The 14670-nt window shown below is 64.7% G+C and carries 12 protein-coding genes; 8 read left to right on the top strand and 4 right to left on the bottom strand.

The window, feature by feature from the left end; all coding sequences use genetic code 11:
• The first annotated feature begins 174 nt into the window (after positions 1–174).
• A complete protein-coding gene (locus AC3WK8_RS06425; RefSeq protein ID WP_022644008.1) occupies positions 175–1038 on the top strand; it encodes a universal stress protein in 864 nt (287 codons plus the stop codon).
• 45 nt (positions 1039–1083) lie between these two features.
• On the opposite strand, the gene AC3WK8_RS06420 is transcribed toward AC3WK8_RS06425, so the two are convergent.
• The gene (locus AC3WK8_RS06420) at positions 1084–1554 is read right to left on the bottom strand and encodes a DUF1289 domain-containing protein (protein ID WP_103324314.1); all 471 of its coding nucleotides are present in this window, start codon (positions 1552–1554) and stop codon (positions 1084–1086) included.
• A gap of 408 nt (positions 1555–1962) precedes the next feature.
• Between AC3WK8_RS06420 and acnB the strand changes: the two genes are divergently transcribed.
• Positions 1963–4572 (top strand): bifunctional aconitate hydratase 2/2-methylisocitrate dehydratase, encoded by a 2610-nt coding sequence (acnB, locus tag AC3WK8_RS06415; protein WP_053130612.1) that lies wholly within the window; start codon positions 1963–1965, stop codon positions 4570–4572.
• 276 nt (positions 4573–4848) lie between these two features.
• Here acnB and AC3WK8_RS06410 read toward each other — a convergent pair whose 3' ends face one another.
• Positions 4849–6129, bottom strand: a complete 1281-nt coding sequence (locus AC3WK8_RS06410; protein ID WP_022644005.1) for a serine/threonine transporter — start codon at positions 6127–6129, stop codon at positions 4849–4851.
• Between the two features lie 496 nt (positions 6130–6625).
• On the opposite strand from AC3WK8_RS06410, the gene AC3WK8_RS06405 reads away from it, so the two are divergent.
• The 6 genes from AC3WK8_RS06405 to AC3WK8_RS06380 all read left to right on the top strand — a co-directional run bounded on the left by AC3WK8_RS06405 (position 6626) and on the right by AC3WK8_RS06380 (position 12080).
• The gene (locus tag AC3WK8_RS06405) at positions 6626–7165 is read left to right on the top strand and encodes a cysteine hydrolase family protein (RefSeq protein ID WP_103324315.1); all 540 of its coding nucleotides are present in this window, start codon (positions 6626–6628) and stop codon (positions 7163–7165) included.
• A gap of 128 nt (positions 7166–7293) precedes the next feature.
• Positions 7294–7680 carry a VOC family protein gene (locus tag AC3WK8_RS06400; RefSeq protein ID WP_103324316.1) on the top strand — a complete coding sequence of 129 codons (387 nt, stop codon included), beginning with the start codon at positions 7294–7296 and terminating at the stop codon, positions 7678–7680.
• A gap of 15 nt (positions 7681–7695) precedes the next feature.
• Entirely contained in the window at positions 7696–8652 is a 957-nt protein-coding gene (locus tag AC3WK8_RS06395; protein WP_103324317.1) for an NAD(P)-dependent oxidoreductase, read from the top strand.
• 170 nt (positions 8653–8822) lie between these two features.
• Entirely contained in the window at positions 8823–9890 is a 1068-nt protein-coding gene (locus AC3WK8_RS06390) for a phosphotransferase family protein (protein ID WP_103324318.1), read from the top strand.
• 38 nt (positions 9891–9928) lie between these two features.
• Positions 9929–10696, top strand: coding sequence for an SDR family oxidoreductase (locus tag AC3WK8_RS06385; protein WP_085598833.1), 768 nt, complete (start codon positions 9929–9931; stop codon positions 10694–10696).
• 277 nt (positions 10697–10973) lie between these two features.
• On the top strand, positions 10974–12080 hold the full coding sequence (locus AC3WK8_RS06380) for a Gfo/Idh/MocA family protein (RefSeq protein ID WP_103324319.1): 1107 nt from the start codon (positions 10974–10976) through the stop codon (positions 12078–12080).
• A gap of 56 nt (positions 12081–12136) precedes the next feature.
• Here AC3WK8_RS06380 and AC3WK8_RS06375 read toward each other — a convergent pair whose 3' ends face one another.
• Both AC3WK8_RS06375 and AC3WK8_RS06370 read right to left on the bottom strand, forming a co-directional pair.
• Complete coding sequence (locus tag AC3WK8_RS06375) at positions 12137–13570, bottom strand: FAD/NAD(P)-binding protein (protein WP_103324320.1); 1434 nt, start codon at positions 13568–13570, stop codon at positions 12137–12139.
• A 174-nt stretch (positions 13571–13744) separates the two neighbouring features.
• Entirely contained in the window at positions 13745–14656 is a 912-nt protein-coding gene (locus AC3WK8_RS06370) for an AMP-binding protein (protein WP_103324321.1), read from the bottom strand.
• Positions 14657–14670: the final 14 nt, after the last annotated feature.

Raw genomic sequence — 14670 nt, 5'->3', positions numbered from 1 at the left:
TCGATAACATGAGGCTCACGGTACAGGCAGGGCTTCACAGGCAAAGGCGGCGATTATACCGGCCACGCCGCAGACCACCAGCGACCGCGATTGATATGCATCAACGTCCCGCCCAAGTGCCAGCAACTATAGTTATGAGCAGTTCCCATTCACTCTTTGCCGGAGTTCACGATCATGCAAAGCATCCGCAGCATCCTGGTGGTCATCGATCCCGCGCCTGGCGAAAGCCTGGCCCTCAAGCGCGCCAAGCTGATCGCCGGGGTCACCCAGGCCCACCTGCACTTGCTGGTCTGCGACAAGAAGCATGAGCATTCGGCACTGCTCAGCGTGCTCAAGAGCAGCCTCACCGGCGAGGGCTACAGCGTTACCACCGAACAAGCGTGGAACGAAAGCCTGCACGAGACCATCATCGACGTGCAGCAGGCCGAAGGTTGCGGCCTGGTGATCAAGCAGCACCTGCCCGACACCCCGCTGAAAAAGGCCCTGCTGACGCCAGCCGACTGGAAACTGCTGCGCTATTGCCCGACTCCGGTCCTGCTGGTCAAGACCGCCACGCCCTGGACCGGCGGAGTGGTCATGGCGGCCATCGACGTCGGCAACCTGGATGGCGAGCATCGCGCCCTGCATGCCAGCATCGTCGACCATGGCTTCGACATCGCCAGCCTGGCCAAGGCCCAGCTGCATGTGATCAGCGCCCATCCGTCGCCGATGCTGTCGGCGGCCGATCCGGTGTTCCAGCTCAAGGAAACCATCGAAAAACGCTACCGCGATGCCTGCCAGGCGTTCCAGAGCGAATTCGATATCGACGATGGCCACCTGCACATAGAAGAAGGCCCGGCGGACGTACTGATTCCTCACATGGCCCACAAGCTGGAAGCGGCGCTGACGATCATCGGCACCGTGGCCCGCACGGGCCTCTCGGGGGCGCTGATCGGCAATACCGCCGAGGTCGTGCTCGATGCCCTGGACAGCGATGTGCTGGTGCTCAAGCCGGCGCAGATCATGAGCCACCTCGAAGAACTGGCCGCCAAGGCCTGAGGCAGCGAACCGTGGCGAGGCAAGCCGCCCCGCCACGCGGCTCACTCAGGAGCCCAGCGCGTCCTTGAGGAAACCCGGGGCGATATAGCGCTGGTAGTGGGCCTCGGAGAGCAGGAAGAACTCGCGATCGATGGCGTCGCGCAACTCCGGCAAGCCCCAATCGCGAAACTCCGGCAACAGCACCATCCCGTAGGCATCCAACTGGTTGATCACCCGCGCGCCCCGAGCGATCAGCTGGTAGGCCCAGCAGTATTCCGACTGGTGGGGCACGAAACGGATCTTGCGCTGCTCCAGCTGGGCCCGCAGGCGCGTCGGATCGAAGACCTCCAGCTTGGCCGTCATCACCTGCACCAGCAGCTGTTCGAGGCGCAGCCAGACCGCGCGCTTCTCATCCTCGTTGTAGCCGTTCCAGTTGACCACCTCGTGGTGGAAGCGCTTGCAGCCACGACACACCAGGTCGCCGTAGACAGTGGAGCAGAGGCCGACGCAGGGGGTCTTGATGGTCTGGTTAGGCATAGGTGAAGGTCACGCGGGAAAGCAAAACAGGCCGGCATGTTAGCCCTTTGTCTAACATTGATCACCCCTCAAACTTCAATACGCCAACTTACGTTTAGATTTTTTTTGCCGTAGAATCATCCAGCCTTTTTAGGCGCCAATGTCCGTTTGAAGCTGTTTTCAAAGCGTCACGAGCACAGTCGTTCCTTCAGAGCGGTGTTGGCGAAGGGTTTTTCCAGCGGGGAAAAGCCCGGAGCCAACCCTCATCAGCTCCCGTTCTGCAGGCGTAAAACTTTGAAAGCAGCTTCTGTAAGGAATTGTCGGTAATTCTGGCTAAGTGGCCCACAACGCCACGCAGCGCATGAGTACGGCAATTTCGGGATGAGCGTCCCGGACACCCATTTGGGACCACTGATGAGGGTAATAACTGTGCTTGAAGCCTACCGCAAACATATCGAAGAGCGTGCAGCACTGGGTATCGTTCCCCAGCCGCTAAACGCCGAACAAACTGCAGGCCTGGTCGAGCTGCTGAAAAACCCGCCGGCCGGCGAAGAAGCCTTCCTCGTAGACCTGATCACCAACCGCGTTCCGCCAGGAGTCGACGAAGCTGCCTACGTCAAGGCCGCCTTCCTCTCCGCCGTGGCCAAGGGCGAAGCAAAATCGCCATTGATCGACCGCAAGCACGCCACCGAACTGCTGGGCACCATGCAGGGCGGTTACAACATCGAGACTCTGGTCGCGCTGCTGGATGACGCCGAACTGGGCGCCGTCGCCGCCGAACAGCTCAAGCACACCCTGCTGATGTTCGATGCCTTCCACGACGTGGCCGAAAAAGCCAAGGCCGGCAATGCCCACGCCAAGGCCGTGCTGGACTCCTGGGCCGCTGGCGAGTGGTTCACCGCCCGTCCCGCCATCGCCGACAAATACACCCTGACCGTGTTCAAGGTGCCTGGCGAAACCAACACCGACGACCTGTCCCCTGCCCCGGACGCCTGGTCGCGCCCTGATATCCCGCTGCACGCCCTGGCCATGCTGAAGATGGCTCGCGATGGCATCGAGCCTTCGCAACCAGGTTCGGTCGGCCCACTGGCGCAGATCGAAGCGGTCAAGGCCAAGGGCTTCCCGGTCGCCTACGTCGGTGACGTGGTCGGTACCGGTTCCTCGCGTAAATCGGCCACCAACTCGGTGCTGTGGTTCTTCGGCGACGACATCCCGTTTGTTCCGAACAAGCGCGCCGGTGGCTTCTGCTTCGGCACCAAGATCGCCCCGATCTTCTACAACACCATGGAAGACGCCGGCGCCCTGCCGATCGAATTCGACTGCACCAACCTGGCCATGGGCGACGTCATCGACGTTTATCCATTCAAGGGCGAAGTACGTCGCCATGACAGCAACGAGCTGGTCACCAACTTCGAACTCAAGACCGAAGTGCTGCTGGACGAAGTCCGCGCCGGCGGCCGTATCCCGCTGATCGTCGGCCGCGGCCTGACCGAGAAGGCCCGTGCCGAGCTGAACCTGGGTGCTTCCGACCTGTTCAAGAAGCCAGAGCAGCCTGCCGACTCCGGCAAGGGCTTCACCCTGGCGCAGAAAATGGTCGGCCGTGCTTGCGGCCTGCCAGAAGGCCAGGGCGTGCGCCCGGGTGCCTACTGCGAACCGAAGATGACCACCGTCGGCTCCCAGGACACCACTGGCCCGATGACTCGCGACGAACTGAAAGACCTGGCTTGCCTGGGCTTCTCCGCCGATCTGGTCATGCAGTCGTTCTGCCACACCGCGGCCTATCCGAAGCCGATCGACGTCACCACCCACCACACCCTGCCTGACTTCATCCGCACCCGTGGTGGCGTGTCCCTGCGTCCTGGCGACGGCATCATCCACAGCTGGCTGAACCGCATGCTGATGCCAGATACCGTGGGTACCGGTGGCGACTCCCACACCCGCTTCCCGATCGGCATCTCGTTCCCGGCCGGTTCCGGCCTGGTAGCCTTCGCCGCTGCCACCGGCGTCATGCCGCTGGACATGCCGGAGTCGATCCTGGTGCGCTTCAAGGGCAAGCTGCAACCTGGCATCACCCTGCGTGACCTGGTTCATGCCATCCCTTACTACGCCATCCAGAAAGGCCTGCTGACCGTCGAGAAGAAAGGCAAGAAGAACGCCTTCTCCGGCCGCATCCTGGAGATCGAAGGCCTCAACGACCTGACCGTCGAGCAAGCTTTCGAACTGTCCGACGCCTCGGCCGAACGTTCCGCTGCCGGCTGCACCATCAAGCTGCCGGAAAAGGCCATCGCCGAGTACCTGCAGTCCAACATCACCCTGCTGCGCTGGATGATCGGTGAAGGCTACGGCGATGCCCGTACCCTGGAGCGCCGTGCCCAGGCCATGGAAGCCTGGCTGGCCAAGCCTGAGCTGCTGTCGGCCGACGCCGATGCCGAATACGCCGAAATCATCGAAATCGACCTGGCCGACGTCAAGGAGCCTGTGCTCTGCGCGCCGAACGACCCGGACGACGCCCGCCTGCTGTCCTCGGTACAGGGCGAGAAGATCGACGAAGTGTTCATCGGTTCGTGCATGACCAACATTGGTCACTTCCGCGCTGCCGGTAAGCTGCTGGACAAGGTCAAGGGTGGTATCCCGACCCGTCTGTGGCTGGCTCCGCCAACCAAGATGGACGCTCACCAGCTGACCGAAGAAGGCTACTACGGCATCTACGGCAAGGCCGGTGCGCGCATGGAAATGCCAGGCTGCTCGCTGTGCATGGGTAACCAGGCACGTGTGCAGACCGGTTCGACCGTGGTCTCCACCTCGACCCGTAACTTCCCGAACCGCCTGGGCGACGCCACCAACGTGTACCTGGCATCGGCCGAGCTGGCTGCTGTCGCTTCGATCATCGGCAAGCTGCCGACCGTCGAGGAGTACATGCAGTACGCCAAGGACATCGACAGCATGGCTGCCGACGTCTACCGCTACCTGAGCTTCGATCAGATCGCCGAGTTCCGCGAAGCGGCAGCCAACGCCAAGATCCCGGTGGTGCAAGCCTAAGGTTCTAGCGCTGTAGAAAGAACGCCGCGTATTCCACGATACGCGGCGTTTTTTATTGCCCGACCTCAGCCCCTTCTCCCCCCCGGACAACAGAGCGCCGCGCCAACCCCGCGCTGTTCGACCTCGAGTCCGGAACAAGACTGGGGCCAACCCGCTCGTGCTGCGCTTCCCGCTGCACAGCTGCCGCATCCCCCCCATGAACGACAACGCCGCCGGTGCAGTGAAGCACCGGCGGCGTTGCTTGCAGCTATTGGGTTGCGACTGGCAAGCCCGGCCTCAGGAGGCCAGCGAGTACACCAGTGCGGTGATGGCCACCAGGCCCACCAGGGTCACGAACACGTTGGACGCCTGGCCGCGATAGCGCGCCATGGCTGGCACCTTGCGGATGGCGTACATCGGCATCAGGAACAGGATGGCCGCGATCACCGGGCCGCCCAGGGTCTCGATCATGCCCAGGATGCTCGGGTTCAAGGTCGCCACCGCCCAGCAGATCACCAGCATGAAGGCCGCGGTCACCCGGTCCAGGGTCTTGGCGCCCGGACGCCGCCCGCTCTTGATGATCAGGCCCTTGAGGCCTTCGCTGGCACCGATGTAGTGGCCCAGGAACGACTTGGCGATGGCCACGAACGCGATCAGCGGTGCAGCGAAGGCGATGGTCGGGTTGCTGAAGTGGTTGGCCAGGTAGGACAGGATCGACAGGTTCTGCGCCTTGGCTTCGGCCAGTTGGGCCGGCGACAGGGTCAGCACGCAGCTGAAGACGAAGAACAGCACCATGGCCACCATCAGCAGGTGGGCGCGGGACAGGATCTGCGAGCTGCGCTGCTCGGCGTGCTGGCCGTAGCGGCGCTTCTGGTCCACGGCGAAGGCCGAGATGATCGGTGAGTGGTTGAAGGAGAACACCATCACCGGAATCGCCAGCCACAGGGTATGCAGGAAGGCCGATGGCGCCGGGATATCGCCGGCGGTGGCGAGGATGCCGCCGTTCCAGTGCGGGATCAGGAACACCGCCAGGAACAGCAAGGCGATGATGAACGGATAGACCATCAGGCTCATGGCCTTGACGATCACCTGCTCACCACAGCGCACCACCGCCAGCAGGCCGAGGATCAGCACCAGGGACAGGATCGCCCGCGGCGGCGGGGCGATGTGCAGCTGGTGCTCCATGAAGCTGCCGACGGTATTGGTCAGGGCCACGCTGTAGATCAGCAGGATGGGGAAGATGGCGAAGAAGTAGAGCAAGGTGATCAGGGCCCCGGCCTTGATCCCGAAATGCTCCTCCACCACCTCGGTGATGTCGGCGCCGTCACGTCCGGAGAGCACGAAGCGAGTCAGGCCACGGTGCGCGTAGAAGGTCATGGGGAAGGCCAGCAGCGCCAGGATCAGCAACGGCCAGAAGCCGCCGAGGCCAGCGTTGATGGGCAGAAACAGGGTACCGGCACCAATGGCAGTGCCGAACAGGCCCAGCATCCAAGTGGTGTCTTGGCGATTCCAGCTGCTCAGGGTCGCTGGGGCCGCCGTTTCAAAGCGTTGATCAACGCTGTTGGCCTGATCATTCATCCGGTGGGATCTCCACATTCCGGTCGTTTGCCGTTGGCTCGAAGCGCGTCGGAATACCCGACAGACAGAACCCCGAGCAAACAGAGGGGGGCGCGATTGTCCGGGATTCCAAGGGCGCTGCATAGACTCAGCAGAGGAATGGGACCTGCGTTGCAACAATAATGTCCGTTTTTGTCGCAAGGCGTCTGGCCCGGCCCTCTCCCTGGTCCTGCGGCTTTTTCGCAGGTGCCGATCGGCCCGTCAAAGCGGCTTATCGCCTCACCCCTGGCGAATTCCGGCCGACCCGCGCCTGCGTTGACAGGAGTCGGCGACGAACGGCATGATCGGGCCCATGAATGCCTATCCGCTCATCCCTACCACCTACACCACGACTGCCTCCGGCGGGTCGTGTGGTGGCTGTGCAGGATGAAGCGAGCACAGTGACAACCAAGGCCCCGCCAGCAATGGACGGGGCCTTTTGTTTCTCCGTCCGGCTGGCACAACAAGGAGAGACAAGATGCCTTCACCCAACGCCAAGCGCGCCCTGCTGATCATCGACATGCAGGTCGGACTGTTCAACGGACCGGACAAGCCCTACCAGCGCGAACAGGTCCTGGACCATATCAACCAGCTGATCCGTCGCGCCCGCCAGGCCGGGGCGCCGATCTTCGCCATGCGCCATACCGGCACGGCCGACTCGCCCATCGCTCCCGGCAGCCCGTTCTGGCAGTTGCTGCCGACCCTGGAAGTGGACGAGCAACAAGACTGCGTACTGGACAAGACGCGCCCCAATTGCTTCACCGGCACCGGGCTGGCCGAGCGCCTGCACCAGGCCCAGGTCAGCGAGCTGGTGATCGTCGGCATGAAGACCCAGTACTGCGTCGATGCCACTTGCCGCGCCGCCGGCGACCTGGGCTTTACCGCACTGCTGGTGCAGGATGCCCATACCTGCATGGACACCCCATACCTGGGGGCGCGCAAGATCATCGATCATCACAACACCACCCTGGATGGCGCCTTCGTCACCCTCGCCGCGACCGCCGACGTCGCCTTCTGATCTTGCAATCAATGCCCGGGACGCGCCGACGACGGCGCCACTCCCCGGCAACGGCTGTTCCGGGCATTGCCAAATGCCCGGCTAATACGCACCCTTGAGCCTTCGCCATCGTCCGACTGGAGTTGCCCATGAGTGTTGCCGGCTTCGTGCTCTACAGCCTTGATCCACAGGCATTGGCGCGGTTCTACAGCGCACTGCTGGACTGGCCCGTCAGCGAGCGACAGCCCGACTACCTGCAACTGCAACACCAGGGCATGGAGCTGACGCTGATCCAGGTACCGGCGGCGATCGCCGCGCGCATCGTCCTGCAAGATCCCCCCCTGCCCCGCAGCGAATCCGCCTGCAAGCCAGTGTTCTGGGTCAGTGACCTGGATCTGGCCCGGCAACGCGCCGCCGGTGCCGGCGGGCGGCTGTACGAACCCGAACGTGAATGGCAGTTCAAGGGCGCCCGGGTCTGCGACGGTATCGATCCGGAAGGCAATATCTTCCAGTTGCGGCAAACCCTGTCTCGATAACCTGAGGAGCCCACCATGCCCGCCACCGTCCTGGTCCTGGTTGAGAATTTCAACGCCTACCTGCCACGGCTCGAAGCGCTGGGCTTTGAGCTGATCCTGGCCCAGACGCCCGCTACCCGGGCCCGGGCGATCGTCGACCACGCCGGGCAGATCGACGCCGTGCTGACCCGTGGTCCCCTGGGCCTGAGCGCACAGGAGATCGGCGCCCTGCCCCGGTTGCAGATCATCTGCGTGATTGGCGCCGGCTACGAGCAGGTGGACCTGCAAGCGGCGAGCAACCGGGGGATCGCCGTGACCACTGGCGCCGGGATCAATGCCCCGTCGGTGGCCGACCACGCCCTGGCGCTGCTGTTGGCCCTGGTGCGCGGCATCCCCCAGGCGGACGCGGCGGTACGCCAGGGGCATTGGCCGAAAGTCACGCGCCCGTCATTGACCGGCATGCACCTGGGCCTCCTCGGGCTCGGCGCGGTGGGCCAGGCCATCGCCCGGCGCTGCGCCCTGGGCCTGGACATGCAGGTCAGCTATCACAGCCGCCAGCCGCGACCGGAGCAGCCCTATCGTTTCTGCCCGACCCTGCTGGAACTGGCCCGGGACGTCGACCTGCTGGTGATCGCCACCCCCGGCGGCGCCGAGACCCGGCACCTGGTGGACCACGAGGTGCTGGCGGCCCTGGGGCCCGAGGGTTTCCTGGTGAATGTGGCGCGGGCCAGCGTGGTAGACACCGAGGCCCTGCTGCTGGCACTGGAGCAGCGTCGGCTCGCCGATGCGGCCCTGGACGTGTTCGATGCCGAACCTGGAGTTCCGGAGCGCTTCAAGCGCCTGGACAACGTGGTGCTCACCCCCCATGTCGCCGGGCTGTCGCCAGAGGCCAGCCGCGACACCGTGGACATGGTCGGCCGCAACCTGCAGGCGCACTTCTGCGGCCAGCCGTTGCTGACCCCCCTGGCCCTGCCGCTACCCGGTCGCGGCTGAATCCCGAACAGCGCCTATGCTCTTGGCAGCGGTTCAAACGCCTGTATCAAAAACAATGATTGTCCAGCAACACCCACGCCAATAACGGCCCACCGCGATTGTGGGGGGCCAGCGCGCGCATTAGATTAGTCAATAATCTCTGGCCTCCAGAATAAGCAGAAGGGATAAGCATGGCGCTTACAGACCAGTCCACCCGAACCCGCTCCGGTGAAGAACTCGACGCCGCTCTGATCGATCCGTACCTCAAGGCGCAGATTCCCGGCCTGACCGGCACGCCACGGATCAGCCAGTTTCCCGGCGGCGCCTCGAACCTCACCTACCTGCTGGAATACCCCGAGCAGGAATTCGTCCTGCGCCGCCCGCCGTTCGGCCACAAGGCCAAGTCGGCCCACGACATGGGCCGCGAGTTCCGCATCCTCAACCAGCTCAAGGACGGCTTCCCGTACTGCCCCAAGGCCTACGTGCACTGCACCGACGAATCGGTGATCGGGGCCGAGTTCTATGTGATGGAACGGGTCAAGGGCATCATCCTGCGCTCCGATCTGCCAGCGGAACTGAACCTCGACGCCAGCCACACCCAGGCACTGTGCAAGAGCTTCATCGACCGTTTCGTCGAGCTGCACCGGGTCGACTACCAGGCGTGCGGCCTGGGCGACCTGGGCAAGCCCGAAGGTTATGTGCAGCGCCAGATCAAGGGCTGGAGCGACCGCTACGAGAAAGCCCTGACTCCCGATGCCCCGCAGTGGGGCGTGGTCAAGGCCTGGCTCAACGACAAGATGCCCGCCGACCATCCGACCTCGAGCATCGTGCATAACGACTACCGCTTCGACAACGTGATCCTCGACCCGCAGAACCCGATGCAGATCATCGGCGTGCTGGACTGGGAACTGACCACCTTGGGCGATCCGCTGATGGACCTGGGCAACACCCTGGCCTACTGGATCGAGGCCAGCGACCCAGGGCCGGTGCAACTGATGCGCCGCCAGCCAAGCAATGCCCCGGGCATGCTCAGCCGCCAGCAGTTCGTCGACTACTACGCCGAGCGCTCCGGCATCCAGATCGGCAACTTCGACTTCTACTACACCTACGGCCTGTTCCGCCTGGCGGGCATCGTGCAGCAGATCTACTACCGCTTCTACCACGGCCAGACCCAGGACAAACGCTTCGCGCAGTTCATCCACATGAACAAGCTGCTGGAGCAGATGAGCCTGCAAGTCATCGGCAAATCCAGCCTCTGAGCGCGCTTCGGCGCCTGACCGCCCAACAAGGAAAAACCATGTCCAAGACTCAGTTGTTCGACCTCGACGGCAAGATCGCATTCGTCTCCGGCGCCAGCCGTGGCATCGGCGAGGCCATTGCCAAGCTGCTGGCCCAGCAAGGCGCTCACGTGATCGTCTCGAGCCGCAAGCTCGAAGGCTGCCAGCAGGTGGCCGAGGCCATCGTCGCCGCCGGCGGCAAGGCCACCGCCATTGCTTGCCACATCGGTGAAATGGAGCAGATCCAGCAGGTGTTCGCCGCCATCCGCGAGCAGTTCGGGCGCCTGGACATCCTGGTCAACAACGCCGCCACCAACCCGCAGTTCTGCAATGTACTGGACACTGACCTGGGCGCCTTCCAGAAGACCGTCGACGTGAATATCCGCGGTTATTTCTTCATGTCGGTGGAAGCCGGCAAGCTGATGCGCGAAAACGGTGGCGGCAGCATCATCAACGTGGCTTCGATCAACGGTGTATCGCCGGGGCTGTTCCAGGGCATCTACTCGGTGACCAAGGCCGCGGTGATCAACATGACCAAGGTCTTCGCCAAGGAATGCGCGCAGTTCGGCATCCGCTGCAACGCCCTGCTGCCGGGCCTGACCGACACCAAGTTCGCCTCGGCCCTGGTCAAGAACGACAGCATCCGCAACGCCGCCCTGGCGCAGATCCCGCTCAAGCGCGTGGCCGACCCGAGCGAGATGGCCGGTGCGGTGCTCTACCTGGCCAGCGACGCTTCCAGCTACACCACCGGCACTGCGCTGAACGTGGATGGCGGTTTCCTGTCCTGAGCCACCTGCGCTGTACAAAAAGGCAGCCTGCGGGCTGCCTTTTTCATACCCCACATAAACCTGCAGGAGCAGCCGGTGGACGCTCGATTGCGCGCGAGGCTCGTTAACGATGACGTGCAACGTCTGACGGAACGCGGCGCCCCCGGGTTCATCGCGGGCAAGCCTCGCTCGTGCGGGGTTTTGCCCCACAAATGAATATTTATTCTCTTTATTGAAATTAGTGAATTTTTATTCCATAAATAGCCATCCCTACCACAACAACTTTAAAGGTGCGGCGATGGATGAACTGGGCGTTGGGCTGATCGGAACCGGATTCATGGGGCGTGCCCACGCCCTGGCTTTTCGCAGTGTCGGTGCGGTATTCGAACTGCCGGTGCGCCTGCGCCTGGCGGCCCTGGCCGATGCCGATGGGCAACGCGCCGCGCAGTGTGCCAAAGCTTGGGGGTTCGCCCAGGCCCACGCGGATTGGCGCCAGTTGATCGATGCTCCCCAGGTCGGCCTGGTGGCGATCACCACCCCCAATCACTTGCACTTTCCCATGGCCATGGCGGCCCTGGCAGCCGGCAAGGCGGTGTATTGCGAAAAACCCCTGGCCGTGACCAGCGAACAGGCCGAGCAGATGCATCAAGCCGCACAGGCGGCTGGAGTGGTGACCCGGGTCGGCTACAACTACCAGCACAATCCGTTGATCGTCCTGGCCCGGGAGCTGATCGGCAATGGCGAGCTGGGGCAACTGGTGAGTTTCCAGGGCGAATTCAGCGAGGACTTCATGGCCGATCCGGACTCACCCTGGACCTGGCGCTGTGACCCGCAACAGGCGGGCGGCGCCCTGGCGGACCTGGGCAGCCACCTGCTGGCCATGGCGCGTTTTCTTATGGGGCCGGTAGCCGCCGTGTGCGCCGATACCCACACCGTGCATCAGGAGCGCCCCGTTCGGGCCGGCGCCCCTGAACGCCGCGCCATCGCCGTGGACGACCAGGCCCATGCGCTGCTGCGCTTCACCAATGGCGCCCGGGGCAGCGTGGGCAGCAGCTGGATCAAGCACGGCTACAAGAACCACCTGGCCTTCGAGATCAGCGGCACCCTGGGCACCCTGGCCTTCGACCAGGAGCGCTTGAACGAACTGCGTCTGTATCGGGCCGGCCAACCGGGTTTCCAGCGCTTGCTGGCCGGCCCGGCCCTCCCCGGCTACGCGGCCTTCAGCCCGGCGCCGGGGCACCAGCTGGGCTACAACGAACTCAAGACCCTGGAAGTGCAGGAGCTGCTCATGGCGATGTGCGGCCAGGGGCGAGACGGCACCGATTTCCAGGAAGCCTGGGAGGTGGAACGACTGGCGGCAGCGATCCGCCTGGCCGCCCAAGAACAACGCTGGATCACCTTGTAACCGCTGCCGGGCCGGGACGAGGCCTTCATCACGCCAAGCCCAATGCCCGCCAGCGGCTACAACAACGCTGCCAGGCGTATGGCCAGGGCCTTGGCTTGCAGGGCCACATCGGTGACCGCGGTGCTTTCCCACCACAGGCCACGCAATGGCGGGCCCATGGCGAACAGGCGTTCGCCGGCCCGGCCCTGGGCGTCATGCACCGCGCCGTCGGGCTCGGCACTGATGCCCAGGGCCAGCGGTCCCGGTTGCACCAGGCCCCGGGCCAGCAGCTGCCGGGGCAAGGGCCGGTCCACCCGGCGCCAGTCGTACTCGATGCCACTGGAGTTGATCAAGGCATCGCCCAACACCCGCGTGCTTTCCCGGCTGCCGCGATGACGCAAGCGAATCGCCAGGCGCCCCTCGCTGTCCGGCTCCAGCCCCTGGTAGCTGGCGGCATGGATCCGCAGCCGCCCCTGGGCATGCAGGCGCCTCACCAGTTCATCGCTCAAGGGCGGCGAACGATGGTGATGGCTCTCCCACCAGGGCCGCACATGCCGTACGAACTGGCGACGCTGGAAATCGCTGGCCTGGCTCCACAAACGCGGGATATGCGCCCGCACCGTGTCCAACGGCGCTTGCCAGTCGATGCCCTGGGCCAGGGCCTGCCGGCACTGGCGACGCAGCTCGCGGAGCAATTGGCGGGGGCTGCGGATCGCCGGGTCCAGGCCCAGGAAGTCGACCCAGGCCGGCGGTTGCCGACGGACATGGGGCAGCAGCCCGTGGCGGGAAAACACTTCGATGGGGCCCCGGTGCCCGGCTTGCTCCAGCGACACCACCGCATCGACCATGGTCAGCCCGGAACCGATGATCAGCACCCTGGACATAGGGTCCAGGCGCGCCATGGCGCTCACATCCCAAGGGTCCAGGGCGGCAGCGTTGAGGCCGCTGGAATGGGTTTGCCGGGTACGGGCGGCGGGGAACATGCCCGTGGCCAGTACCGCCCGCGCGCCCTGTAATTGGCGCCCATCGGCCAGGACCAGCGAAATCCCGCCGTCCTTATGCTGCAGGTCCACCACCTCACTGTGCACATGCTCCACCGAGGAGCCCTGCTCCAAACCCAGCGCCCGGGCCTCGGCCAAACGCTGCTGGACATAGACCCCGAACAAACCCCGGGGCGGGAAGAGCTCGCTGATGGGCACTGGCTGGCCGGCCGACTCGGGCCAACCGCCTTCGGCAATGTGCTGGGTCAGCCACTGGGTCAGGTCGTCGGGGTTGTCCGGGTCGATGCTCATGCGCGCCGCATTGCCATTGAGGGTATGGCCCAGTTCGGTGGCGCTATAGGCCTCGCCGCGCCCCAGCTCGGCACGCGGCTCGATCACCAGGATGCGGCGCGCGCCCGGCAGGCGTAGCAATTGCGCGGCCAGCAAGGCGCCACTGAGGCCGCCACCGATAATCAGTACTTCGGCATCGCAAGGGGCAGGATCCGGCTGCCCGATAGGGGTCTGGTTCATGCAAGGCTCATGGTCAGTGTTGGCCGGGACCCTGTCCCGGAGGGCGTGGGGCACATCCCCGTGCAGCAGGGTAATGCCTGGCCCGGCACCTGGAACATCCCCAGCAAGATAATAGGCCTGCGCCACGACCGGATTCGCCAGGCAGTACCAAAGTAGGACGCCATTCGCTGTGGCCTATCCGTGGCGGCGTTCGAACCGGCCGATCCAGCCCGGTAGCGCTCCTTGGGACGGCATCGGTTGCCAGATGAAGCGCAGGCGGGCCAGGCCCAGGAAACGCCGCACCTGGCGCTCCAGCAGCCGCGCCAGAGTGCTGCTCGGGTGGCGCAGGGTCCAGCCCCACAAGCGTCGGCGCCAGCTAGCGACGGCGCCCAGGTGGCCTTCGATCTCCTCTGCCAGGCCCTGCAAACGCAGCGGTGACAGCAACAGGTCGCTGGGAGCCATTTCGCGCCGGTCACGGGCCGCCGAACCCTGGCTCTCAGGAAACGCCAGGCTGTGCCCGCTACCCAGCCATTGCCCGAGCAGCACCTCCAGCCCGCCCTGCCATTGGGTCCCCTCCTCGCTCCACAACTGCACGCCCGCGTTGCGCTGGCGCCAAGCTGCCTGGCGCCGGGAGCCACTGCCGGGCCCCAGCAACTGACTGAAGGCCAGCCAGGGCTGGCGCGAACTCGCCAAGTCGACTGGCGGCTCACGGACGATCAGCAGGCCTGGAGCCACGCCGTTCTCCCCCGCCGCCATCCAGCACGCCAGTTGCCGGCCGCTGCCGACGAACACATGACTGGGCCGCCAGCGCCACAGGCATTGACGCAAGGCCCCGATGGGCGACTGGTCGCCAAGGCTCGCCACCTCGGCCCCCAGGCTGCGCGCCGCCAGGGCCAAAAGCAGCAGGTCTGGCTCGAACGGCCCACTCAGGATCAGCCGGGAGCGCCAGCCAAGGCCATGCTGGCGCAAGCCATCGGCCAGGCGCTCGACATCGCGCAGTACATCGATCCAGCGCCAACCATGCCAATGGCCCCGGCGCTTGTGACGCAGGGCATTGGCCAAGGGTCGCACCCGGGCCCAGTGTCGCAGCGACTCGTACATTTCCATGACCGCTCCCTGGT

The sequence above is a fragment of the Pseudomonas sp. FW507-12TSA genome (genome assembly GCF_058781435.1).
The sequence above is the reverse complement of the archived record's forward strand: the minus strand, read 5'-3'. Positions and strand labels throughout refer to the sequence as shown.

Coding starts and splice junctions, on each gene's coding strand:
- AC3WK8_RS06380 (WP_103324319.1), top strand. CDS start 10,974: ATGGATGAACTGGGCGTTGGGCTGATCGGAACCGGATTCATGGGGCGT.
- AC3WK8_RS06375 (WP_103324320.1), bottom strand. CDS start 13,570: ATGAACCAGACCCCTATCGGGCAGCCGGATCCTGCCCCTTGCGATGCC.
- AC3WK8_RS06390 (WP_103324318.1), top strand. CDS start 8,823: ATGGCGCTTACAGACCAGTCCACCCGAACCCGCTCCGGTGAAGAACTC.
- AC3WK8_RS06385 (WP_085598833.1), top strand. CDS start 9,929: ATGTCCAAGACTCAGTTGTTCGACCTCGACGGCAAGATCGCATTCGTC.
- AC3WK8_RS06395 (WP_103324317.1), top strand. CDS start 7,696: ATGCCCGCCACCGTCCTGGTCCTGGTTGAGAATTTCAACGCCTACCTG.
- AC3WK8_RS06405 (WP_103324315.1), top strand. CDS start 6,626: ATGCCTTCACCCAACGCCAAGCGCGCCCTGCTGATCATCGACATGCAG.
- AC3WK8_RS06410 (WP_022644005.1), bottom strand. CDS start 6,129: ATGAATGATCAGGCCAACAGCGTTGATCAACGCTTTGAAACGGCGGCC.
- AC3WK8_RS06420 (WP_103324314.1), bottom strand. CDS start 1,554: ATGCCTAACCAGACCATCAAGACCCCCTGCGTCGGCCTCTGCTCCACT.
- AC3WK8_RS06425 (WP_022644008.1), top strand. CDS start 175: ATGCAAAGCATCCGCAGCATCCTGGTGGTCATCGATCCCGCGCCTGGC.
- AC3WK8_RS06370 (WP_103324321.1), bottom strand. CDS start 14,656: ATGGAAATGTACGAGTCGCTGCGACACTGGGCCCGGGTGCGACCCTTG.
- AC3WK8_RS06400 (WP_103324316.1), top strand. CDS start 7,294: ATGAGTGTTGCCGGCTTCGTGCTCTACAGCCTTGATCCACAGGCATTG.